Source organism: Streptomyces sp. NPDC020965, assembly GCF_044333555.1.
GTDB lineage: Bacteria > Actinomycetota > Actinomycetes > Streptomycetales > Streptomycetaceae > Streptomyces.
The window spans coordinates 317,095-339,816 of the sequence record NZ_JBIRRE010000008.1 but is presented as its reverse complement, the minus strand read 5'-3'; the positions used below and the strand labels follow the sequence as shown (position 1 = coordinate 339,816).

General features: G+C 72.2%; 17 protein-coding genes and 1 pseudogene. 12 read left to right on the top strand and 6 right to left on the bottom strand.

The window, feature by feature from the left end:
- The first annotated feature begins 53 nt into the window (after window positions 1-53).
- The 6 genes from ACH4S7_RS24575 to ACH4S7_RS24550 all read left to right on the top strand — a co-directional run bounded on the left by ACH4S7_RS24575 (window position 54) and on the right by ACH4S7_RS24550 (window position 7,687).
- Window positions 54-1,292 carry an aromatic acid exporter family protein gene (locus ACH4S7_RS24575; RefSeq protein WP_398523414.1) on the top strand — a complete coding sequence of 413 codons (1,239 nt, stop codon included), beginning with the start codon at window positions 54-56 and terminating at the stop codon, window positions 1,290-1,292.
- Between the two features lie 186 nt (window positions 1,293-1,478).
- Window positions 1,479-3,008, top strand: a complete 1,530-nt coding sequence (locus tag ACH4S7_RS24570; protein WP_398523413.1) for an MFS transporter — start codon at window positions 1,479-1,481, stop codon at window positions 3,006-3,008.
- A 223-nt stretch (window positions 3,009-3,231) separates the two neighbouring features.
- Entirely contained in the window at window positions 3,232-3,642 is a 411-nt protein-coding gene (locus ACH4S7_RS24565; RefSeq protein WP_398523412.1) for an STAS domain-containing protein, read from the top strand.
- A 133-nt stretch (window positions 3,643-3,775) separates the two neighbouring features.
- Entirely contained in the window at window positions 3,776-4,195 is a 420-nt protein-coding gene (locus ACH4S7_RS24560) for an ATP-binding protein (RefSeq protein ID WP_398523411.1), read from the top strand.
- 277 nt (window positions 4,196-4,472) lie between these two features.
- Window positions 4,473-7,436, top strand: coding sequence for a HAMP domain-containing protein (locus tag ACH4S7_RS24555; RefSeq protein ID WP_398523410.1), 2,964 nt, complete (start codon window positions 4,473-4,475; stop codon window positions 7,434-7,436).
- 77 nt (window positions 7,437-7,513) lie between these two features.
- Entirely contained in the window at window positions 7,514-7,687 is a 174-nt protein-coding gene (locus tag ACH4S7_RS24550; protein ID WP_398523409.1) for a hypothetical protein, read from the top strand.
- Window positions 7,688-7,878: 191 nt separating this feature from the next.
- On the opposite strand, the gene ACH4S7_RS24545 is transcribed toward ACH4S7_RS24550, so the two are convergent.
- The 3 genes from ACH4S7_RS24545 to ACH4S7_RS24535 form a co-directional block, all read right to left on the bottom strand.
- Window positions 7,879-10,182, bottom strand: a complete 2,304-nt coding sequence (locus ACH4S7_RS24545; RefSeq protein WP_398523408.1) for a SpoIIE family protein phosphatase — start codon at window positions 10,180-10,182, stop codon at window positions 7,879-7,881.
- A 361-nt stretch (window positions 10,183-10,543) separates the two neighbouring features.
- Entirely contained in the window at window positions 10,544-11,095 is a 552-nt protein-coding gene (locus tag ACH4S7_RS24540) for an ANTAR domain-containing protein (protein WP_398523406.1), read from the bottom strand.
- Window positions 11,096-11,320: 225 nt separating this feature from the next.
- A complete protein-coding gene (locus ACH4S7_RS24535) occupies window positions 11,321-12,133 on the bottom strand; it encodes a VOC family protein (RefSeq protein ID WP_398523405.1) in 813 nt (270 codons plus the stop codon).
- Window positions 12,134-12,411: 278 nt separating this feature from the next.
- On the opposite strand from ACH4S7_RS24535, the gene ACH4S7_RS24530 reads away from it, so the two are divergent.
- A complete protein-coding gene (locus ACH4S7_RS24530) occupies window positions 12,412-12,663 on the top strand; it encodes a DUF6158 family protein (protein ID WP_398523404.1) in 252 nt (83 codons plus the stop codon).
- Window positions 12,664-12,897: 234 nt separating this feature from the next.
- Here the strand turns inward: ACH4S7_RS24530 and ACH4S7_RS24525 are convergent, their stop codons facing one another.
- Window positions 12,898-13,443 carry a type 1 glutamine amidotransferase domain-containing protein gene (locus ACH4S7_RS24525; RefSeq protein ID WP_398523403.1) on the bottom strand — a complete coding sequence of 182 codons (546 nt, stop codon included), beginning with the start codon at window positions 13,441-13,443 and terminating at the stop codon, window positions 12,898-12,900.
- 216 nt (window positions 13,444-13,659) lie between these two features.
- On the opposite strand from ACH4S7_RS24525, the gene ACH4S7_RS24520 reads away from it, so the two are divergent.
- Window positions 13,660-13,887, top strand: coding sequence for a DUF6458 family protein (locus ACH4S7_RS24520; protein WP_398523402.1), 228 nt, complete (start codon window positions 13,660-13,662; stop codon window positions 13,885-13,887).
- A gap of 539 nt (window positions 13,888-14,426) precedes the next feature.
- On the top strand, window positions 14,427-16,271 hold the full coding sequence (locus ACH4S7_RS24515; protein ID WP_398523401.1) for a transketolase: 1,845 nt from the start codon (window positions 14,427-14,429) through the stop codon (window positions 16,269-16,271).
- Window positions 16,272-16,374: 103 nt separating this feature from the next.
- Here the strand turns inward: ACH4S7_RS24515 and ACH4S7_RS24510 are convergent, their stop codons facing one another.
- Complete coding sequence (locus ACH4S7_RS24510; protein WP_398523400.1) at window positions 16,375-16,545, bottom strand: hydrophobic protein; 171 nt, start codon at window positions 16,543-16,545, stop codon at window positions 16,375-16,377.
- Window positions 16,546-16,794: 249 nt separating this feature from the next.
- Between ACH4S7_RS24510 and ACH4S7_RS24505 the strand changes: the two genes are divergently transcribed.
- The 3 genes and pseudogenes from ACH4S7_RS24505 (at window position 16,795) to ACH4S7_RS24495 (ending at window position 22,193) form a co-directional block, all read left to right on the top strand.
- Window positions 16,795-17,586 (top strand): SigB/SigF/SigG family RNA polymerase sigma factor, encoded by a 792-nt coding sequence (locus tag ACH4S7_RS24505; RefSeq protein ID WP_398523399.1) that lies wholly within the window; start codon window positions 16,795-16,797, stop codon window positions 17,584-17,586.
- Window positions 17,587-17,646: 60 nt separating this feature from the next.
- Window positions 17,647-18,124 (top strand): annotated as a pseudogene (locus ACH4S7_RS24500) (DUF6328 family protein); the annotation flags it as partial.
- Between the two features lie 583 nt (window positions 18,125-18,707).
- Window positions 18,708-22,193 carry a phosphodiester glycosidase family protein gene (locus ACH4S7_RS24495; RefSeq protein WP_398523550.1) on the top strand — a complete coding sequence of 1,162 codons (3,486 nt, stop codon included), beginning with the start codon at window positions 18,708-18,710 and terminating at the stop codon, window positions 22,191-22,193.
- 61 nt (window positions 22,194-22,254) lie between these two features.
- Here ACH4S7_RS24495 and ACH4S7_RS24490 read toward each other — a convergent pair whose 3' ends face one another.
- A complete protein-coding gene (locus ACH4S7_RS24490; RefSeq protein ID WP_398523398.1) occupies window positions 22,255-22,641 on the bottom strand; it encodes a signal peptidase I in 387 nt (128 codons plus the stop codon).
- Between the last annotated feature and the right edge of the window lie 81 nt (window positions 22,642-22,722).

Sequence of the window (22,722 nt, the reverse complement as noted above, 5' to 3'; positions counted from 1 at the left end):
ACCGGATCTTCTCCCCGGACCTGATCCGACCCAGGAAGCAATTGGTGGCGGCGGTGCCCGAAACGCGCACATCGATCGGAGGCGCTGTCGCCGGGTTCGTCGGGCTGCACTGGCGGGACCCCGCCGTGGTCCAGACGGTCCGGTCCGCCACTGCCGCCACCATCGCCTATGTCGTCGCCCTCTGGCTCAGCAGTGAACCGGCCCCGCTCACCGCGCCCCTGACCGCCCTGCTCGTCGTGCAGGTGACGCTCTACTCCACCCTCACCACCGGTATCCGGCGGGTGAACGCCGTGGTCGCCGGGGTGCTGATCGCCAGTGCCTTCAGCGTGCTCGTCGGGCTCTCCTGGTGGAGCCTCGGGCTGATCATCTTCGCCTCGCTGATCGTCGGGCACATGGTCCGGGTCAGCGAGTTCGTCCCCGAGGTCGCCATCAGCGCCATGCTGGTGCTCGGCGTCACCCGGGTGGCGGACACGGCCTGGGACCGGGTGTTGGAGACACTCATCGGCGCGGTGGTGGGGCTGCTCTTCAACGTGCTGTTCGTGCCACCCGTCTGGGTGGACACCGCCGGCGAGTCCATCGCCGATCTGTCCCGGCGGATGCGCCGGCTGCTGCTCCGGGTCGGTGAGGAGGTGAACGCGCCCGCCTCCGTGGAGATCGCCGCCGCCCGGCTGCACGAGGCGCGCCGACTCGACAACGACGTCGCCGATGTGGACGGGGCGCTCCGCCAGGCCGAGGACAGCCTCCGGTTCAACCCGCGCGTCCGGGAGGGGCTGCTCCACCGGGTCGTGCTGCGGACCGGCCTGGACACGCTGGAGATCTGCGCGGTGGTGCTGCGGGTGCTGGCCAGGACCATGACCGACCTCGCCAAGGAGCGGGGCGACGAGGACCTCTTCCAGCCGGAGGCCGGGCGCGCCATCGAGGAACTGTTCGCGCATATCGCCGACGCCCTGGTCAGTTTCGCGGTGCTGGTCACCTCGCAGGTGAGCGAGAGCGCCGAGGCCGCGGAACGCCGTCTCGCCTGGGAACTCGCCGCCGCGGCCGTCAGCCGGGACCGGGTGGCGGCGCTGCTGCTCGCGGGTGTCCAGCGGCATCCGGGGAACTGGCAGTTGCACGGTGCGATGCTCACGGAGGTCGACCGGATCCTGGACGAGCTGGACCCGGAGCACCGTTCCCGGCGCCTGATGGAGGAACTGGACCGCAGCGCCCGCGAACAGCGGGAGAAGTACCCGCGGCTGGCTGCGGCCCTCCAGTGGATGAAGGGCCTGCGCCGGCGCCGGACCGCCTCGCGCTAGCGCACGGCAGTCAGACACGGTCTGACGGGGGCGCCGCCTCCCGGGAACGTACGACAACTCGTGGGTCGAACGGCACGGCTCCGGCATCCGGGCCGTTTCATCCGGTTTGATCCTGGGATACCCGTGTACGGCGCGGCGGTGGGCCCCCGGTCACGGGAGCTCTCCCCGTCAGTCAGGAGGCGCCCCATGAGCGGTACCGGAGAGGCCACGGCGGGCACCATCACCACTCGGGTACCCGCGCGGTTGGACCGGCTGCCCTGGTCGCGATGGCACTGGATGATCGTGATCGGCCTGGGCACCGTATGGATCCTCGACGGTCTGGAAGTGACCGTCGTCGGGAACATCGCCGGCCGGCTCTCCGAGGACGACAGCGGACTCCCCATCAGCGACGCCCAGGTCACCGGGGTGGCGGCGGCCCTCTATGTGGCCGGAGCCTGTTCGGGTGCGCTCTTCTTCGGCTGGCTCACCGACCGCTACGGCCGCAAGAGACTCTTCCTGATCACCCTGGCGGTCTATCTGACCGCGACCGCGCTGACCGCCGTCTCCTTCTCCGTCTGGTGGTTCTTCCTCTTCCGCTTCCTCACCGGCTTCGGTATCGGCGGCGAGTACGCGGCCATCAACTCCGCCATCGACGAGCTGATCCCCAGCAAGTACCGGGGCCGGGTCGATCTGATCATCAACGGCAGCTACTGGCTCGGGGCCATGGGCGGGGCACTGCTCTCGGTGCTCGCGCTCAACACCGACATCTTCCCCGCGAACATCGGCTGGCGGCTCACCTTCGCCCTCGGTGTCGTCCTCGGTCTGGTCATCCTGCTGGTCCGCCGTCATGTGCCGGAGAGCCCGCGCTGGATGCTCATCCACGGTCAGGCCGACGGGGCGGAGCGCCTCGTCGACGACGTGGAACGCCAGGTCGAACGGGAGAAGGGCCGGACCCTGCCCGAACCGGCCACCGAGATGACCATCCACCAGCGGCACAGCATCGGGTTCGGCGAGATCGCGCGGACGGTCTTCCGGGTCTATCCCCGGCGCGCGACGCTCGGCTTCGCGCTCTTCGTCGGGCAGGCGTTCCTGTACAACGCGATCACCTTCGGCTTCGGCTCGATCCTGGTCAAGTTCTTCGACGTCTCCACCAGTACGACCGGGTACTTCTTCGCCGTCATCGCCTTCGGCAACTTCCTCGGGCCCCTGCTGCTCGGCCGGCTCTTCGACACCTGGGGCCGACGACCGATGATCGCGGGAACCTACATCCTCTCCGGGCTGCTGCTGTACGTCACCGCCTGGTTCTTCGGCGCGGGCTGGCTCACCGCGACCACCATGACCGCGTGCTGGGCGGTGGTGCTCTTCTTCGCTTCGGCCGGGGCGAGTTCGGCCTACCTCACGGTCAGCGAGATCTTCCCCATGGAGACCCGTGCGATGTCCATCGCGTTCTTCTACGCCATCGGCACGGCGGCGGGCGGGATCTCCGGCCCCCTTGTCTTCGCCGAGCTGACCGAGAGCGGAGTCGTCGCCGACGCCGTGCTGGCGTTCTGCGTCGGGGCCACGCTGATGGTGCTCGCCGGGTTGGTCGCGGTGTTCTTCGCGGTCGCCGCCGAGGGCCGTTCCCTGGAGGACATCGCGACCCCGCTCTCCGTGCTGCCCCCGGCGGACACCGGCCGACCGACGGCGGGAGGGAAGGAAGGGCGGAACGGCGGCACCCCCGGCGGTCCCGCCCTCTGATCCCCCCGGCAGGTCACCCGGGCGCCCCCCGGGTGGACCGGTATGACCGGGGTGTTTCACAAGAGGCGCAACGGGCACGTTGGGGGCGACAGGTCGCAGCCATGCGCGGGTGATGAGAGCCGGTGCACTGGCGGTGGACAGCGCGCCCTGCCAACCTCGGCGGAGCGCGCCTCTCGCCGGGGGTACGGCGGGCCGGACGAGGGTCAGGGAGACAGGAGAGCCCATGGTGTCGGGAGTTGCCGGACAGCCACCGGGAGACGGCGCGCTCGGTGGTCGCTTCGGCGTCGAGGTGATACCGGATGCCGGCGTGGCCGGCCCCCTTGTTCTCGTCCTCGCGGGCGAACTCGATCACGACACGGCCGAACCGCTCCGTGACGCGCTCCGGGCGGGCGTGGACCATGCCTCCGGGCGCGTGCTGGTCGACTGCGCCGGGCTCCAGTTCTGTGATTCCACCGGACTGAACGTCCTGCTGCGGGCGAGACTGGACGCCAAGGAGAGCGGCTGCCGGCTGGAACTGGCCGCACTCCAGCCACCCGTCGCTCGCATGTTCGAGATCACGGGGGCTGACACGGTGTTCCAGATCCACGAGAGCCTGGAAGCGGCGCTCGCGGACGAGCGACGGCCGGAGACCTAGGGAATCCCCCGCCGACCTGCCCGGACCGGGAGCCCCCGGCCGGGCGGCGGTGACCGATGACAACACAGCGGACGGGCGTGCCGGAGTACGGCGGGCGGTCCGGACTGTGACGAAACGACCCAGCGGAGGAGTGATGGCCACGGACCTCCGTGGGCAGGAACAGACACGCCGGCTCGGGCTGTTCGGTACGGCCGGAGTGGTCGGCCGCTGCCGGGACTTCACCGCGCGGGCGCTCGCCGACTGGGGGTGGGGTCCGGGCGCCGAGGAGCGCGTCGACGATGTACTCCTCCTCGTCTCCGAGCTGATCACCAACGCGTGCCTGCACGCGGGCGGACCGACCGAGCTGGTGCTCCGCCACCGCCCCGACCGGCTGCGGATCGAGGTCGCCGACCCCAGCTCCGAACCACCCCGGCCGCGCCCCCGGGACGTCACCCTGCCCGGCGGCCACGGCCTGATAGTGCTGGAGCGGCTGGCGCGGCGCTGGGGATCGGTGCCGGCCGGGGAGGGCAAGGTGGTCTGGGTGGAGGTCACCCCGACGATCGACCCCGAATGAGCGTCACCCCCCCGCTGAAGGGTCGGCCGCCCCTTCGGCGACGGGGGAACCGCCTGCTCCGTGACCGTCCCGGAGCCATGGCGGTCGTCCTCCGCGTTCACCGGGTGAACTCCCGTTCTGCCGTTGTTCAGGGTGTCACCGGGTTGCCGACATGACAGAGTGGATGCGTGTGGGCAGCCGTTGAAACTGCTGTGCGCCACGGCCAAACCACCTTTCCGAGTTCTCGCAGCGCGGTGCCGTCGACCGGTGCCGGGAGTCATGAGAGGTGAGGTCAGCGATGGATCTGCCCGACCCCGTGGCCGATGCGGGCGGTGCCTCGCCCGGACCGCACCGGGCTCCGCCCTCCGCCCAGCTCAGCGAGGAGGGGCTGCGCAAACTGCTGGCCGGACTCACCGCCGTACGCGACGGTGATCTCTCCGCCCGGCTGCCCGACGAGGCCGAGGGGTTACTCGGGGAGATCGCGACCGTCTACAACGGCATGGTGGAACAGTTGTCGCTGGTCACCGCCGAGGTCACCCGGGTCGCCCGGGAGGTCGGCGGACAGGGCCTCCTCGGCGGCCACGCCCGCGAACCGCGCGTCAGCGGCGTCTGGAAAGAGCTGACCACCGGCGTCAACACCATGGCCGACAATCTGACCGCACAGGTCCGGAACATCGCCCAGGTCGCGACGGCGGTCGCACGCGGCGACCTCACCCAGAAGATCAGGGTCGACGCACGCGGCGAGATCCTGGAGCTGAAGGAGACCATCAACACGATGGTGGACCGGCTCTCGTCCTTCGCCGAAGAGGTCACCAGGGTCGCCCGCGAGGTCGGTACGGAGGGGAAACTCGGCGGCCAGGCCACGGTCCGGGGCGTCTCCGGCACCTGGAAGGACCTCACCGACAACGTCAACTTCATGGCCGACAACCTGACCAACCAGGTCCGGAACATCGCCCAGGTCACCACCGCCGTCGCACGCGGCGACCTCACCCGGAAGATCGACGTCTCCGCGCGCGGGGAGATCCTGGAGCTCAAGACCACCATCAACACCATGGTCGACCAGCTCTCGTCGTTCGCCGCCGAGGTCACCCGAGTCGCCCGGGAGGTCGGCAGCGAGGGGCGCCTCGGCGGCCAGGCCGAGGTGGAGGGCGTCTCCGGCACCTGGAAACGCCTCACCGAGAACGTCAACGAACTCGCCGGCAACCTCACCCGCCAGGTCCGCGCCATCGCCGAGGTGACCAGCGCGGTCGCGGAGGGCGACCTCACCCGCTCCATCACCGTCGAGGCCCCCGGGGAGGTCGGCGACCTCAAGGACAACATCAACGCGATGGTCGAGTCGCTCCGCGTGACGATCCGGGCCAACGAGGAACAGGACTGGCTCAAGACCAATCTGGCCCGGGTCTCCAGTCTGATGCAGGGCACCAGAAGTCTCTCCGCCATCGCCGACCTGATCATGGACGAGGTGCCGCCGCTGGTCTCCGCCCAGTACGGCGGCTTCTTCCTCACCCGCGACGGCGAGCGCGGTCCCGAGCTGGTCATGACCGCCGCGTACGGATCCCCCGACGATCCGGACCACGGACCGCGCCGCTTCCTGTTCGGCCAGTCGCTCGTCGGGCAGGCGGCGCGCAGCCGCCGCACCATCGCCGTCCACGACCTGCCCCCGGGGTACGCCACCATCGCCTCCGGCGCGGGCGCCATGGACCCCAGCACCCTGGTGGTCCTGCCGATCGTCGTGGAGGACCAGGTACTGGCCGTCATCGAGTTGGCGGCACTGCGCCCCTTCACCCCCATCCACCGGGATTTCCTCGATCAGTTCATCGAGACCGTCGGGGTCAACGTCAGCTCGCTCATCGCCAACCTGCGCACCGACGAACTGCTCGAACAGTCCCAGCGGCTCACCGCCGAACTCAGCGCCCGCTCGAAGGAGTTGCAGGCCCGGCAGGAGGAGCTCCAGCGCTCCAACGCCGCGTACCGGGAGAAGGCGGCCCTGCTGGCCGACCGCAACCGGGACATCGAGCGGAAGAACCTGGAGATCGAACAGGCCCGCCAGGAGCTGGAGGCGCGGGCCCAGCAGCTCTCCCGCACCTCCATGTACAAGTCCGAGTTCCTGGCCAATATGAGCCATGAGCTGCGCACTCCGCTGAACAGCCTGCTGATCCTGGCCCAGTTGCTCGCCCAGAACCTGGAGGGCAACCTCTCCGACAAACAGGTCGACTACGCCGAGGTGATCCACTCGGCCGGCTCCGATCTGCTCCAACTGATCAACGACATCCTCGATCTGTCGAAGGTCGAGGCGGGGAAGATGGATGTCCACCCCGAGGCGTTCGAGCTGCGCCAACTCCTGGAGTACGTGGAGGCGACCTTCCGGCCCGTCGCGAGCGAACGCGAGCTGGAGTTCCGGGTGATCGCCGCGCCCGGCATCCCGGCCGGACTGACCACCGACGAGTCCCGGCTCCGGCAGGTGCTGCGCAATCTGATCTCCAACGCGCTGAAGTTCACCGAGCGCGGCCGGGTCGAACTCCGCGTCGAGAACGCCACCGCCGCCGAACTCCCCGCGGTGTTGCGCGGCAGCGGCCCCACCCTCGCCTTCCGGGTCAACGACACGGGCATCGGCATTCCGGCCAACCGGCTCCAGAGCGTGTTCGGCGCCTTTCAACAGGGTGACGGCACCACCTCCCGGCGCTACGGGGGAACCGGCCTCGGGCTCTCCATCAGCCGCGAGGTGGCGCATCTCCTCGGTGGCACCGTCACCGTCGCGAGCACCCTGGGCGAGGGCAGCTCCTTCACGCTCTACCTGCCCGTGCACGCGCTGTCCGGCCCCCGGCCCGCCGTCCCGGACGCGACGGCGGAACTCCTCCCGGACCAGCGGGAGCGGGAGCCCGCCGGGGACCGGACGGTCCTGGTGGTCGACGACGACACCCGCAATGTCTTCGCCCTCACCGAGGTCCTGGAGAGCGAGGGCATGGTCGTCCTCCAGGCGGGTGGCGGCCGGGCGGGGATCGAGCTGCTGCACGCCCACGGCGGAGTGGACCTGATCGTGATGGATGTGATGATGGCAGGGATGGACGGTATCGCCACCATGGCGGCGATCAGGGAGATGCCCCGGTTCGCCCAGGTGCCGATCATCGTGGTGACGGCCAAGGCCATGCCGGGAGACCGGGCCGATGTGCTGGCGGCCGGAGCCAACGACTACGTGGCCAAACCGGTGGAGACGGATGTGTTGCTGAGGAAGATCCGCGCACTGCTGGCGGACAGCCACTGAACCGGTCCCGTACGGGTGTAAGGGGCATTGTTCCTGGGCACCCGGGGCCCGTAATCCCCGTAGGAAAGGCCGGACTCATGGGCTGGATGAAGGCGAAGCTCAAGCAGGCGATGGGCAGCAAGAAGGAGGCGGACGGCGCCGCGCTCGGCGACGAACGCATGAAGCGCGAGGGCCGTGAGGAGCGTGTGCGCGGCCGTGACGAGGCGGCCGAACTCCGGGCGGCGGCGCGCCGCCGCAGGCACGGAGAGTAGGCCGCGCCTCCCGGTGGGTCGCCGCGTTTCCGGTGGCGCGCCGTACGCGTGGTAGGGCCGCACCGCTGTCGGTGCGCACCACGTGTGACAGCGCGTCCCGTGCTTCTGGTGTCCCGCTCCGCGCCTCGACCGCTGGTGGGCCTGCTTCCCGGCGGTCGAGGCGCCCTCGGCGGTCATGCCCACAGCAGGGCTCAGTCCGTGCCCTCGGTGGTGTCCCGGACCCGGACCGCGATGAGGCTCGTGTCGTCGTCCGTGTCTCCCGTCGCCGCCCCCAACAGCCGGTCGACCTGTTCATCCACCCCGTACCCGCTCAACTCCTCCGCGCGGTGCAGCAGTGCCGACAGGCCCTCGTCCAGCGCGTCGTGGCGGCGCTCGATAAGGCCGTCGGTGTACAGCAACAGGGTGTCGCCCGGTTCGAGCCGGGTGGTCGTCTCCTGGTAGGTGGCGTCCGGCATCGCCCCGAGCAGGATGTCGCGGGGCGGTTCGAGCAGCCGCCCCCGGCCGTTGCGCAGCAACAGCAGGGGGAGGTGTCCCGCGCTGGCCCAGCGCAGGGTGCGGTCGGCGGGGTCGTAGAGCGCGCAGACGGCGGTCGCCGTGGGGTGGCCCGGAGTGTGCAGGGTGACTTCGTTCAGCCACGCCATCAGCCGGCCGGGGGTGTGTCCGGTGAAGGCCAGTCCGCGCAGCGCGTTGCGCAGGGCGACCATGCCGGTGGCGGAGTCGATGCCGTGTCCGGCGATGTCCCCCACCGCCACCAGCACCTTCCCTCCGGGCAGGGGGAGTACGTCGTACCAGTCGCCGCCGACGCGATACTCCTGCACGGCGGGCCGGTAGCGGGCGGTGGCCTGGAGCCCCGGCAGCATCTGGAGCGCCGGGACCTCCGGGACGATCGCCTGCTGGAGCTGGAGGGCCAGCCGGTGGCGCATGGCCGCCCGCGCCTGCACGGCGGTGAGCTGGTCGAAGGTCGCCGAGAGCGCGACCTCGGTGTGGTACTCGGCGGACACGTCCTGGTAGACGCCGGTGATGCCGATCAGAACCCCCTCCGCGAGCAGCGGCTCCGCCGTGATCCGGACGTGTCGGGGGCGGCCCTCGTCCCGGACGAAGCGGATCACGGCGGCGGCGCCGTCGCGGCGCTCGGTCAGCTGGGTCAGCAGCTCGTCGAAATCGTCCTGGTCGTCGGGGTGCACCCGGCGCCGCAGCTCCGTGACCGGGATCGGCGGCCGGTCCCTGGGCACACCGAAGATCCCGTACGCCTGCTCGCTCCAGGTCGAGGTGCCCGTCAGCAGACTGTCCTCGAACGAGGCGATGCCCTGGAGCCGGGCGATGGCACGGACGGCGGAGATGCCCCGGTCGCTGCTGGTGTGCCAGAGCACGAGGGTGCGCCGGGAATCCAGTGGCAGCGCCCGTACGTCGAGGAACGGGGCGCTGCCGGAACGAGTCTCGCGCTCGGCGGGCAGCCGGGCCGTGCGCTGGAGTGAAGTGCTCCGCGCCGCCCGGTCCGCCAGCCGGGCGATATCGGCGTGGACCAGCGGGAACAGTCTGCTGAGCGGCTGTCCGGCCGATCCGTCGGCGACGCCGAGTGCCGTTCTGGCGGCCTTGTTCAGATGCTCCACCGTCGGCGCCGGATCACCGGGTTCGCGGTACAGGGTCGCGGCCGGGTGCGCCAGGGCGTCGAGGAGGTCGTCGAGCGCGGGCAGCGGGGAGGTTTCGTGCTCGACGGCGGTCAGTACGCGCGCGGCGACCTCCATCAGGTCCTCCAGGGCGTGGCGCAGTGGCTCGCCGAACTCCGTGCGGTCGGGCCAGACGACCAGCGCCACGCCGACGGTCGCGCCCCGCAGGCGCAGTGGCAGCAGGGCGCGCCCCGCCTGGGGGCCGGGGCCCGGCAGCACATCGCCCGTCGGTGGTCCCGCGTCGAGCCAGACGGGCGTGCCGTCCAGCAGGGGCGACCGGAAGTGCGGGGGGAGCGCGGGGGGAATCCACTGCCACTGGGCCGCCTCGGTGGCGCTCACCCCCGCGTGGCCGGTGAGCCGGAGGCAGCCGGACTCGGTGTGCCGCCAGAGCCAGAGGGCTCGCGCGCCCAGGGGCGTGAGGCCGCCGCGGAGCAGGGTGGCCGCGGCCTCGTTGACGGTGTGGCGGGCCTCCGCCGCCGTCGCGGTGCGGCGGGCGCGACGCGCCTGGGTCCGGTCGGTGCCGGGGGCGGGTGGGGCGGCGGTGACCGAGATGGTTCCGGCGACGCCGTTGACGATGTCGGCGGCGAGGTCCTCCACGCCGACCCCGGTCTCCCGGGCCAGCCGGGTGAGATGCTCACCCGCATCGGCGGGCGATGTGGTGAGCCGGGTGGCCAGGACCCCGGTCGCGAGATCCAGCAGCCTGCGCCTGATGAGCTCGGCCCGTAGCCCGGCGTTCTCGGCGGACAGGTCCGCCACCGTGGCGGACAGCTCGTCCTGTTCGCGGCCCGGATCCGAAGGATCGCGCGGGTCCCGCGCAGGCGTGATCACAAGCACTCCCATCCCGGCAGGAGGCGCGACACCGCGTGATCGCGCCGTTCCGGATTGTACGGGCGCCGCCCCGGCGCGGCACGGGATACCAGTCATGTCATGACCATGCTTGGACAGGAGTGCGAGGCCGTTGCGGAGGGCTTGCGTGCTCCTGTCCTGGTTGTGGCCGGATGGCCGTCGAATGGGTGAGCGTGGCGGGCGGAGGGGCGGGTGCATGACTCGAACGTGAATTCGAACGGCGTGTCGTGGGCATCGCCCCTCCGTGACGGTCGGCGATCCATCCGCCCGATCGGTCCCTCGGCGAGCGCTTCCGTGCGGTCTCCTCCACGGCGGGTGCGGCTCGCGAGGCCCCCGCGTGACCTCAGTGGCTCCGCCCCGGCAGCTCCGCGTAGGCGGCCCGCATGGCCGCGCGGACGGGTGCCGGGGGCGGCGGCCCGTAGGTGCTCTCGACGATCTGCCGCGCGATCTCCCGCAGCTTCACATTGGTGTGCTGGGAGACATCCACCAGTACCCGCCACGCCTCCTCCGGAGTGCAGCCGGCGGTCGCCATGACGATGCCCCGCGCCATGTCGATGACCGGGTGGGAGGAGAGGGCCTGCCGCAACCCCGCCACCTCGGCGCGCAGCGCGGCCGTCTCGCCCGCGCCGGTTCCGGTTCCGGTGCTCGCGAGTCCGCCGGGGTTGGTCTCCGTGCTGGCGGGCCCGCCCGTGCCCGGGCTGGTGTCCGTGCCGGCGGGCCTCCCCGTGACCGCGCTGGTTTCCGTGCTGCCGACGTCGCCCGCCGTGTCCCTGACCTCGCCCGTACCGGTGTCCGCGTGGTCGCCCCCGACCCGGTCCCGCTCCCTGCCGGAGCCCGCCCGGGCCCCGGCGGCGGCGTCCGCGCGGTCCATCCCTCCGTCGTCCGTCCAGGTCATGGCCTTCCGCTCCCTTCGAACGGCCGGGCGGTGCCCCTCATCCACCGCTCCTGCCCCCGGAGCGGCGCCGGACACGCACCCGCAGCCGGGGGGCCTGCGCACGTTTCGGGCCACGGGAGCGCGGTACCGGGAGAGCATGCGCCCCTTTCGTACGGGGGAGCGCAGGCGCCCGACGGTTGGGCCCTCAGCCGTCGGGCGCCGCCCCGGCCCGGGGCGGGGGAACTGTCAGGCGCCGCTGGTGATGGTGAACAGGGCCCCGTCCGGGTCCCGGATCGTCGCCTCCAGGGTGCCGTCCGCCGCCGTCCGCCGGTCCAGGACCGTGCCCCCGTGGTCCCGCGCCGCGTGGGCCGTCGCCTCCAGGTCCGTGACGGGGAAGTGGACGTCCCACCGGGGTCGGTCCAGCGGATGGGGGGCCGCGCCCCGTACCCCCGCCGTACTGAGCCGCGCCAGCACATGGCCGCTGCTGATCAGGACGACCTCGTCGTTCTCGTAACTCACCTCGCAGCCGCCGGGCGCCCCGCTGGCCCAGTCCAGCACCTCTCCGTAGAAGATCGCCGCCTCGAACGCGTTCCGGGTCCGCAGCAGCAGCCACGCCGGCGCGTTCTTGTGCCCGGACTGCCAGTCGGGGATCCTCGCCCCCTCCCAGATGCCGAAGACCGCGCCGTCCCGGTCCGCCGCCAGCGCACCCCGCCCCAGGGAGAAGGCCAGCGGTCCCACGGCGACCGTCCCGCTGCGCTCCCGGATGCGCGCCGTGGTCACGTCCGCGTCCGCGATGGCGAAGTACGGCGTCCAGGCGACGGCCATCTGCATGGTGGGCGCCAGCGCGCCGACACCGGCGACCGGGGCGCCGTCGAGGAAGGCCACCCGAAATTCGGCCCCGAGCTTGCCCTGGTGGAACTCCCACCCCAGCACGGCGCCGTAGAAACGCTGGGACACATCGAGATCCCGGGCCATCAGACTGACCCAGCAGGGCGCGCCGATGGCGTCGGCGGTCGATGCCATGCCCGGCTCGTCGGCCGGATTCGTCTTCTTGTCCATCACACTCGTGTCCTGAGGTAGACGAGGCGTATCGGCGGAGGCCCCGGTGGCGGGGTCCGTGGACCAGGTGGCGCGGGCGTGCCGGGGGTGGGGCGCGCTGCGGAGATCCGGGGTTCCCTCATCCTCCCCGGCACCCCGCGTCCCCGCGAGTCGCGCGCCCTTTCGGCGCGACCGGTGGGGGTGTACGGGGTCACACCGGGCGGGCGGCCGTCTCCCCACCCGGTGTGACCCCGTACGGGGCGACACTGGGAGCGGGGGGCGGGAAGGAGAACGTCGCCATGACGCACGCCGAGAACCAGCACAGGGGCATCGACGCCGGCCGGCTCGGTGAGCAGGAGCTGATCCGGGAACTGGAGAACATCCACCGGAGCAGGCACGACACACTGCTGCACGGCTCGCGCGGCGCGCTCGCCGCGCACACCACCCGCATGGCCGAGCTGGAGGAGGAGTATGTGCGCCGCCATCCGGACCGGCCGGTGGCTCCCGGCCGGACGCGGGCCGGCGCCCGCGCGCGACCGGCCGCGACCTGACCCGTCTCGCGGAGGTGCGGTGGCCGTGCCACGGCCAGGAACCGTCCCGTGACCGCCCGCGCTCGTCGCTCCCGGGAGCCGTCCGGCAGCCGTACCCGGGGGAGCCGTACGGACGTGGCACGCGCCCTGCCGCTCGCCGGTCGCCCCGCTCCGAACGCCGGTGACCGTCGGAACAGCGGCCGCCGTTCGGTGACCGGCGGGACAGCGGCCGTCCGGGAAAACCGCTCCGGCCCTTCAGCGCCCCGGCGCCTTCGCGAACACCTCGGTGAAGGCGGCGGCGAAGGCCGTGAGATCGTCGGGCTTCCTGCTGGTGATCAGGGTGTTCGGGCCGTTCGCACAGATCCGTACCCGCTCGTCCACCCAGATGCCGCCCGCGTTGCGGATATCGGTGCGCAGGCTGGGCCAGGAGGTGAGGGTCCGCCCGCTCAGCACATCGGCCTCGACCAGCGTCCAGGGTGCGTGGCAGATGGCGGCCACGGGCTTGCCCGCCTCGAAGAAGGACCGTACGAACGCCACCGCCCGCTCGTCCGTCCGCAGCAGGTCGGGGTTGGCGACACCGCCGGGCAGGACCAGGGCCCCGAAGTCGTCCACCGACGCCTCGCCCACCCGTTGGTCGACGGGGAAGGTGTCCGCCTTGTCGAGATGGTTGAACGCCTGGATCCGGCCGGACTCCGTGGAGAGCAGCGAGGGCGTGTCCCCGGTCTCCGTGACCGCCTGCCACGGCTCGGTCAGTTCGATCTGTTCGGTGCCCTCGGGCGCCACCAGAAATGCGATCTTCACGGTTGCTCACTCCTCCATATGCGTTTCTCGGGTGCCTCCCACCCTCGGTGACGGGGCTCGCGCTGTCGCGTCCGCGCCGACGTACCTCGCAGTACCCCCGCCCGCCCGTTCCACGCGGCCGGACGCCCCGGGCGCGGTGGGGCACACCCGTTCGCATGACCGGTCCTGCCCCGGGTACCCGGGAGGGACCAACCACCCGCACAGGAAGGTGATCCAATGGGCCTGGGAGGGTGCATCATCCTCATCGCCGTCGGGGCGATCCTCACATTCGCCACCGACTGGGAGATGAAGGGCGCCAATCTCGATGTGATCGGTCTGATCCTGATGGCCGTGGGGCTCATCGGAGTCGTCACATTCAGCAGCATCGCCAAGCGCCGCCGTGTCGTGGTGCCGCCCACCACTCCCGTGATCGACGAGCGGCGGAATCCCCACCCGTACGAGTAGTCCTCACCCGTACGAGTGAGCGATGGTGCGCCGGGTCCGGGGCGGGACCGGGGGCGCGGGTCGCCCGGCAGCGGGGCAGGGGGGCAGGGGGCACCCGGAAGGCCGATCACAGGCTGCGCGGGACCGGTCGAGGGCCGGAGGCTGTACGAGACGGGCGCGGACCACGGGCGTCGGGGGCGGGTCCCCCGGCCGCACATGCGGTGGTGGCGACCGGCTCGGGCCGGCCGGCCCGGGTGCGCCGCCCGCCCTGTCCGCCTTCCGTCCGTACCGGAGTCGCACGTGAGTCGTTCCCGCGCCGTCGTCGCAGCAGCCGGATCCGCCGCGTGTCGGGCCGCCCGCGCCGGCCCCTGACCCCGCGGGGGCAGCGCGGAGATCGCACCGCCGAATCCGGTCGGCCACCTCCTCAGCCCGCCGCCGCTCCGGGCCGTCCGGCTCGGGTCCGTCCCCTTCGGTGGCCCCCCGTCCGAGCCCGCGCGGGTCAACCGGCGTCCCCTCCCGGCGGTTCCGGGAGCCAGCAGATTCTCCCAAGGAGCTGTGAGATGCGAAATGAACAACTGGCAGAGCTGGGACAGCAGTTGCGGGTGGACACGGTCCGCGCCACCGACGCGGCGGGATCGGGACATCCGACCTCTTCGATGTCGGCCGCTGACCTGATGGCCGTGCTCGCCGCCAACCACCTCCGCTATGACTTCGGAGAACCCCACCATCCCGGCAACGACCGGCTGATCCTCTCCAAGGGGCACGCCTCCCCGCTGCTGTACGCGCTCTACCGCGCGGTCGGCGCGGTGGACGACGAGGAACTCCTCACCCTCCGGCGCAGCGGCAGCCGGCTGGAGGGGCATCCGACCCCGCGACTGCCCTGGGTGGACGTGGCCACCGGCTCGCTCGGCCAGGGGCTCCCGGTCGGCGTCGGCATGGCACTGGCCGGCCAGCGGCTGGACCGTCTCCCGTACCGCGTCTGGGTCCTCGCGGGCGACAGCGAGATGGCGGAGGGGTCGATCTGGGAGGCCGCCGAACACGCCGGGTACGAGCGGCTCGACAATCTGACGCTGATCGTCGATGTGAACCGGCTCGGACAGCGCGGCCCCACCCGGCACGAATGGGACCTCGACGCCTACGCGAGCCGGCTGCGCGCCTTCGGCTGGCACACCATCGAGATCGACGGCCACGACGTGGCCGCGATCGACGCCGCCCTCACCGAGGCCACCGCCACGGAGGGGCGGCCCACGGCGATCGTCGCCCGCACCCACAAGGGGCGTGGGGTGGCGGCGGTGGAGGACAAGGAGGGCTGGCACGGCAAGCCGCTGCCCGACGCCGGGCGCGCGATTGAGGAGCTGGGCGGCCCCCGGTTCGTCAGCGTGGACGTGGCAGCGCCGTCGGACGGCCGGGTGCGCCATGAACCCCCCGGCGACCAACCCCCGGCACCGACCTACGCCATCGGCGACGAGGTCGCCACCCGGGACGCCTTCGGGGCCGCGCTCGCCGCCCTCGGCTCCCGGCGCACGGACGTGGTCGCGATCGACGGCGAGGTCGGCGACTCCACCCGGGCCGCCGCCTTCGGCGAGGCCCATCCCGAGCGCTACTTCGAGTGCTACATCGCCGAACAGCAACTGGTGGCGACCGCCGTGGGCATGAGGGCCCGCGGCTATGTCCCGTACGCCACCACCTTCGCCGCGTTCCTCACCCGGGCACACGATGTCATCCGCATGGCCGCCGTCAGCGGTACCGCGATCCAGCTCGTCGGCTCGCACGCGGGCGTCGCCATCGGCCAGGACGGCCCCTCCCAGATGGGGCTGGAGGATCTGGCGATGTTCCGTTCCCTGTACGGGAGTACGGTGCTCTACCCCTGTGACGCCAACCAGACCGCCCGGCTGGTCACGGCCATGGCCGAGCTGCCGGGCATCGGCTACCTCCGCACCAGCAGGGGTGCGACGCCGGTGGTGTACGGCCCCGACGACGAGTTCCCGGTCGGCGGTTCCAAAGTGCTGCGTTCGGGCGACGCCGACCGGGTCACCGTCGTCGCGGCCGGTGTCACCGTCCACGAGGCGCTGCGCGCCGCCGACCTGCTGGCGACGGAGGGGATCGGGGTCCGTGTCATCGACCTCTACTCCGTCAAGCCGGTCGATGTGGCGACCCTTCAGGAGGCGGCCGAGGCGACCGGCTGTCTGATGACCGTCGAGGACCACCGCCCCGAGGGCGGCCTCGGGGACGCCGTCGCCTGTGCCTTCGCGGACGGCCGTCCGCTGCCGAGGCTGATCCGGCTCGCCGTACGGAACATGCCCGCGTCGGCCACGCCGGAGGAACAACTCCTCCTCTCCGGCATCGACGCCGAGTCGATCGCGGCGGGGGTACGGCTGTTGGTGGAACAGGCCGTGGTGCGCTGACCCCGCCCGGGCGGAGGACACGGAACACATGAGTGACGGCGGCCCGCGGGCCGCCGTCACTCATGTGTCCTCAGGTGCTGTCCGCGTCAGTCGCGGCCGACCGCTACCAGCGGTACCAGCGCGAGCGCTTGCCGCCGGCCGACGTACTCCTCATCACGAAGCCGAGGAGCCAGACGGCGAGCACGATCAGGGCGATCCACCACAGTGCCTTCACCGCGAAACCCACACCGAACAGAAGAACAGCGAGCAGAAGAACAAGCAGGATAGGAACCATAGTTTCTGCACCTCCGTCACGCCGTCTGCCCACAATCAATCGATACACGCACACCGTATTCACTCCCTCCATTCAGGGAAGTTCTTTCGCTGCGCCGCGTTTGCCTCGGGGCGTTGGGGGCACGCGCCATTCGTGCTTCGGACCGGAGGCACGCTCGCGGAGCCGGAATGATGTCGCACCGTAAATGAACGCCCGGCAGCCCGCGGTCGCAATCGTCCCGTCCGCACTGCCGAGGGAGTGGCGCGCATCATGCGCACACAGACGAGCACAGAGCATCCGCACGACGACACCCCCGACACCCAGGCCGCCTTCGTACGACTCGCCGAACTGCCCGACGGTCCCGAGCGTGCCGATCTGCGCCAGGATCTGGTGAACGCCTGGCTGCCCCTGTCCGAGCGGCTCGCCGGCCGGTTCCGCAACCGCGGCGAGGCCCTGGAGGACCTCCGGCAGGTCGCCGCCCTCGGCCTGGTCAAGGCCGTGGACCGCTACGACCCCGAGCGTGGCAGCGCGTTCGTCAGCTTCGCCGTGCCGACCATCACTGGCGAGGTGAAACGACACTTCAGGGACCATATGTGGACCTTGCACGTACCGCGCCGGGTCCAGGACCAGCGCAATCGTGTCCGCTCCGCGCAGCACGAACTGAGCCGGACCGTCTCCGGCCGCGCCCCCACCCTGGCGGAGATCGCCGAACAGGCCGGGCTGTCCCCCGAGGAGACCAGGTCGGGCCTGGAGGCCATCGGATCCTTCAGCACCCTGTCCCTGGACGCCGAGATCCCCGGCGCCGGCGCGGGGCACACCATGGCGGACGCCCTGGGCGGACCCGATCCGGCGCTCGATGTCGTCATCGACCGGGAGGCCGTCAAGCCGCGGCTGCGCAAGCTGCCCGAGCGCGACCGGAAAATCCTCTACATGAGGTTCTTCCGCGATATGACCCAGAGCCGTATCGCGGCCGATCTGGGAATCTCCCAGATGCATGTGTCACGACTGATCAGTAATTCCTGCGACCGGCTGCGCCGCGAAGTGATGCAGGACGCCGCATAGGCCCTGGCCGGCGTGGCGGGGGATTCGTTACCAGTGTACGAACGAAGGGGAGGTGTCCCGGTGACGCGGAATGAGAACGGCCGCCGCCGAGGTCGACAGGAGACCGAGGAGGAGCGGGCCGACAGACGCTGGACCGATCTGCTCCAGGAATTGCGGGTGGCCCAGACCGGGGTGCAGATCCTCTTCGGATTCCTGCTGGCCGTGGTCTTCCAGCCGCGTTTCACCACCCTGTCCGACATCGACCGGAACATCTATCTGGTGACGGTGATGCTCGGCGCCGCCACGACCGGCGCCCTCATCGGACCGGTGTCGTTCCACCGGATGCTCACCGGCCGGCGCCTCAAACCGCAGACGGTCGGCTGGGCCTCCCGGCTCACCGTCGTCGGCCTCGTCCTCCTCCTCTGCACGATGGCCTCCGCCCTGCTGCTCATCCTGCGGGTGGCGCTCCACAAGTCGGTCGCCCTCTGGCTCGTCGCCGGCATGTTCCTCTGGTTCGTGCTGTGCTGGTTCGTCCTACCGCTGTGGGCCCGTATCCGGTACGCCGACGACGCCGCTCCGCACGACGACCACGACACGGCGGCCGGTTTCGACGCCGAAGCCGAAGCCGACGCCGAGAGCGCGGCCGGTTTCGACAACGGCTCCGCCGACAAGCCGGGTGATCCGGATGGTTCGGGTGGGTCGGGTGGGTCGGCTGGGCCAACTGGTTCGGGCGGCGGTGGCACCGGGCGCTGAGACCCGCCGCACCCGCGTCCGCCCGGGCCGGCTCGGGGCCGCCCGCACGGCGGCCCCCAGCCGCCTGCCAATGACGCAAGGCCGCCCGCAGAGCGCGAACGGGGACCGCCCCCGGGAGGGCCTGTTCCCATCAGTGTTCGCGCGCCCCCTGGTGCGCCGGGGCGAGGCCCGCGATGCTGACCCGGACAGCGCGTGCCATGTGCTCGACCAGCCGTGATCCAGGAGTAGTCGTGGGCCCAGGCGGAGCCGGTCGGACCGGCGAGACCAGATGGTTCGGCAGCACCGGTGGGTTCAGCCCGTTCAGCGCGTTAGGTGGTTCCGGAGGGTTCGGTGGACCGGGCCGGACCCGGCGGATCGCCGTACTCTTCGCGACCGTGTCCGCGCTGGTGATGGGAGCGCTCTCCCCGGTCGCCGCGGACTCCACCCCCGACCCCCGCCCCGGCAACGCCGCCGAAGTGCTGCGCCCCGTCGCCCCGCCACCGGCGAGCGCCCCCGCCGGCGACGCCCGGCCCACGGCCGACGGCGACGGCATCGAGACCGCGCGCGCCGGCCGGCCGATCGCCCCGGGGATCCGACTCACCTCGTACGACCGGCTCGCATCCGATAAATGGCTGCGCGTCGACACCCTGTCCGTCGACCTCCACGACAGCGGGGTGGGGGCCGACTACCTCTCCACCGGAAAGGTCACCGGCCGGGACACCGTCTCCCGGCTCGCCGCCCGCCATGACCCGGGGCGCGGCCGGCGCACCGTCGCCGCGATCAACGCGGACTTCTTCGACATCAACCAGACCGGGGCGCCCCAGGGCCCCGGCATCGCACGCGGCGCCCCCACCCACTCCCCGGCCGACGGCGCCCACCGGGCCGTCGGCATCGGGCCGGAGGGCGCCGGACGCGTACTCCGGCTCTACTTCGACGGCACGCTGACCCTGCCGTCGGGGCCGCACCCCCTCACCGCGTACAACGCGGCCAACGTGCCCGTGGGCGGGATCGGCGCCTACACCGCGGCCTGGGGCGACGCCGACCGCGCCCTGACCGTCGACGCGGCGACGCCCGTCGCCGAAGCGGCCGTACGGGACGGCCGGATCGTCTCCGTCACCACCCGCCCCGGCACCGGCCCCATCGACCCCGGCACCACCGTGCTGGTCGGACGCGAGGCCGGGGCCGACCGGCTCGCCGCCCTGAGCCCCGGTGACCCGGTCTCCCTCGCGTACCGCCCGCGCACCGACGGCGGTCCCGTGCCGCGCACCGCGGTCGGCGGTCGGGAACTCCTCGTCGTCGACGGCGTACCGCAGAACCACGACGGCCAGGCCAACAACACCGCCGCGCCCCGCACCGCCGTCGGATTCTCCCGGGACGGCCGTACCATGCGGGTCCTCACCGTCGACGGACGGCAGGCCGACAGCGGCGGGGTCACCCTCACCGAACTCGGTCTGATGATGAGCGCGGCGGGCGCGTACAACGCCCTCAACCTCGACGGCGGCGGCTCCTCCACCCTCGTCGCACGTGAACCCGGGAGCGACACCCTCCAGGTGGAGAACAGCCCGTCCGACGGCAGCGAGCGCACCGTCCCCAACGGACTCGCGCTCACCGCGCCGGACGGCAGCGGCCGGCTCCGCGGCTACTGGGTGGCGACCCGTACCCCGCCCGCGAACGCGCCCACCGCCGACCCGGTCAGGGGCGGCCACCCGGAGCGGGTGTTCCCCGGGCTCACCCGCAGGCTCACCGCGGCCGGCCACGACGAGACATACGGCCCCGCCGTGGGGAGCCCGCGCTGGCGGTCCCTGCGGCCGTCGGTGGGCCGGGTCGCCCCCGGCGGGGTGTTCCGCGCCGCGCGGAGCGGTACGACGACGGTCCGCGCCGAACGCGGGCCGGCCGGGGGCGGGATCGCGCTGACCGTGCTGGGCGCCCTCACCCGGATCGAACCCACCACCCGCCGCATCGGACTCGCCGACGCGGACGCCACCGGCTCCTTCGGCGTCCTCGGCCTCGACGCGGGGGGCAACAGCGCGCCGATCGAACCCGCCGATGTCCACCTCTCCTACGACCGTGCGCTCTTCGACGTCAAGGGCGACGGCGCGGGCTCCTTCACCGTCACCTCCCGCACGGGCACCGGCGCCGGGCGGATCACCGCGACCGCCGGTGGTGTCACCACCGCACTCGCCGTCGGAGTCGGCCTCACCGAACAACGGGTCACCGACTTCGACGACGCCGCCACATGGACCTTCAGCCAGGCGCGCGCGGACGGATCGGTCTGGGCGACGCCCGCCGGGCGCAGCGGCACCGGACTCGACCTGACGTACGACTTCACACGGTCGACGGCGACCCGCGCCGCCTACGCCAACCCCCCGGGCCGGATCACCGTGCCCGGCTCGCCCCAGTCCTTCACCCTCTGGATCAACGGTGACGGCAACGGCGCCTGGCCGACCCTCCACCTCAAGGACGCGGCAGGCACGGACCAACTGCTGCGGGGGCCCTACCTCACCTGGACCGGCTGGCGGCGGGTGACCTTCGCCGTGCCACCGGGGGGCGCGCTGCCGCTGTCGGTCCACCGCTTCTATCTCGCCGAGACGGCGGCGGCCAGACAGTACACCGGCCGGATCGTGATCGACGGCCTCGCCGCACAGGTGCCGCCCGACGTCGAACTCCCCGAACAGCCGCGCACCGCCGAACCGTTGATCGACACCGCGGCCGGCACGGCGGGCCGCGAGTGGCGGTTCGCCGTCATGTCGGACGCGCAGTTCGTCGCCCGGGACCCCGACAGCGCGATCGTCCGGCAGGCGCGCCGCACCCTCCGCGAGATCAGGGCCGCCCGGCCCGACTTCCTCATCGTCAACGGGGATCTCGTGGACGAGGGATCACCCGCGGACCTGGCCTTCGCGCGCCGGGTGCTGACCGAGGAACTCGGTGACCAACTGCCCTGGTACTACGTGCCCGGCAACCATGAGGTGATGGGCGGCCGGATCGAGAACTTCACCGCCGAGTTCGGTCCCGCGCACCGGACCTTCGACCATCGCGGCACCCGCTTCCTGACCCTGGACACCTCCCGGCTCACCCTGCGCGGCGGTGGCTTCGACCAGATCAGGAATCTGCGGGCCGGGCTGGCGGAGGCGGCGGACGCCCCGGGGATCGGCTCGGTCGTCCTGGTCGCGCACGTGCCGCCGCGCGATCCGACCGTACAGAAGGGCAGTCAGCTCGGGGACCGCAAGGAGGCCGCGCTGATCGAACGGTGGCTGGCCGACTTCCGGCGTACGACGGGGAAGGGCGCGGCCCTCATCGGCAGCCATGTGGGTGTCTTCCACGCGGGCCGGGTGGACGGGGTACCCCAGCTGATCAACGGCAACGCGGGGAAGACGCCGGCCGGCCCCGCGGCCGACGGCGGCTTCACCGGCTGGTCGCTCGTCGGCGTCGACCAGGTGACCGATGCGGAGCGCCGGGCCACCCGCCAGCGGCCCTGGGACCTCCGGCCCGACTGGCTCTCCGTCCAGACCCGCCCGCACACCGACGCCCTCACGCTGGCCGCGCCCGGCGAATTGCGCCCCGGCGGGAGCGCGGAGGTCCGGGCGACCATCACCCAGGGGGTACGGGAGGTTCCCGCCGCCCACCCGGTGAGCGTGGACTGGACGGGCTCCGCCCCCCTCCACATCGGTCCGCCGTCCACCGCCGGCCCCGGCCACACGGCGGCCTTCGACCCGCGGACCGGTCTCCTGACGGCGCTCCGGCCGGGGACGGTGACCCTGGAGGTGGCGGTGCACGGCGTGGTCCGGCGGGCGGAGGTACGGGTGCCGGGCGCGGAGGTGCGCCGACCGGCCGCGCCGGGACCGCCGTACTCCGCCGTCCCGTACTCCACGGGCCGGGCGCCGGTCCACGCGCGATGACGCCAGGGTGGCCGTGACGGCGGGGAGCTGCGGGTGCCCCCGGCCCGTGTCGGAACCGGCGTCAGACGGGCTGTGCCGAGCCGCCGTCGTCCACCTGGTGGCCGGGTACGGACGGCCACCGGACCGTCAGCACCACGGACTCCTCCTCCGCGTACCAGGAGTGGTCGACACCGCGGCCCCAGACGACGTAGTCGCCCTGCTCGGCCAGGAGAACGGTGCGCCCGGGGAGCCGCACCTGGAAGCGACCGCTGATCAGGACCAGCAGCGCGGTGCGCTCCTCGCCGGTCACCCACTGGGCCCGCTCCTCGCCCGGCCGGTGGACGCCCCACTTGATCTCGACGGCCTCGCTGTGGCGGGGGTCGGCGGCGTCCTTGAAATGGCCGAGCAGCCACCCCCGGTCCAATGCCGCGTCCCGGCCCGCACGGCCCACATACACGCTGTCACTCATGTCCCGGAAGGTAGCAGTCGGGTCTTGGGCCGGCACCGGGCCCCCGACCAGCGCTTTCGCACCACGAGGTGCGGCGGTGCC

Bases quoted from the DNA above. Each gene is read 5' to 3' on its own strand.
- ACH4S7_RS24570 (WP_398523413.1), top strand. From the start codon at position 1,479: ATGAGCGGTACCGGAGAGGCCACGGCGGGCACCATCACCACTCGGGTA.
- ACH4S7_RS24565 (WP_398523412.1), top strand. From the start codon at position 3,232: ATGGTGTCGGGAGTTGCCGGACAGCCACCGGGAGACGGCGCGCTCGGT.
- ACH4S7_RS24560 (WP_398523411.1), top strand. From the start codon at position 3,776: ATGGCCACGGACCTCCGTGGGCAGGAACAGACACGCCGGCTCGGGCTG.
- ACH4S7_RS24555 (WP_398523410.1), top strand. From the start codon at position 4,473: ATGGATCTGCCCGACCCCGTGGCCGATGCGGGCGGTGCCTCGCCCGGA.
- ACH4S7_RS24550 (WP_398523409.1), top strand. From the start codon at position 7,514: ATGGGCTGGATGAAGGCGAAGCTCAAGCAGGCGATGGGCAGCAAGAAG.
- ACH4S7_RS24540 (WP_398523406.1), bottom strand. From the start codon at position 11,095: ATGACCTGGACGGACGACGGAGGGATGGACCGCGCGGACGCCGCCGCC.
- ACH4S7_RS24535 (WP_398523405.1), bottom strand. From the start codon at position 12,133: ATGGACAAGAAGACGAATCCGGCCGACGAGCCGGGCATGGCATCGACC.
- ACH4S7_RS24530 (WP_398523404.1), top strand. From the start codon at position 12,412: ATGACGCACGCCGAGAACCAGCACAGGGGCATCGACGCCGGCCGGCTC.
- ACH4S7_RS24520 (WP_398523402.1), top strand. From the start codon at position 13,660: ATGGGCCTGGGAGGGTGCATCATCCTCATCGCCGTCGGGGCGATCCTC.
- ACH4S7_RS24515 (WP_398523401.1), top strand. From the start codon at position 14,427: ATGCGAAATGAACAACTGGCAGAGCTGGGACAGCAGTTGCGGGTGGAC.
- ACH4S7_RS24510 (WP_398523400.1), bottom strand. From the start codon at position 16,545: ATGGTTCCTATCCTGCTTGTTCTTCTGCTCGCTGTTCTTCTGTTCGGT.
- ACH4S7_RS24505 (WP_398523399.1), top strand. From the start codon at position 16,795: ATGCGCACACAGACGAGCACAGAGCATCCGCACGACGACACCCCCGAC.
- ACH4S7_RS24495 (WP_398523550.1), top strand. From the start codon at position 18,708: ATGGGAGCGCTCTCCCCGGTCGCCGCGGACTCCACCCCCGACCCCCGC.
- ACH4S7_RS24490 (WP_398523398.1), bottom strand. From the start codon at position 22,641: ATGAGTGACAGCGTGTATGTGGGCCGTGCGGGCCGGGACGCGGCATTG.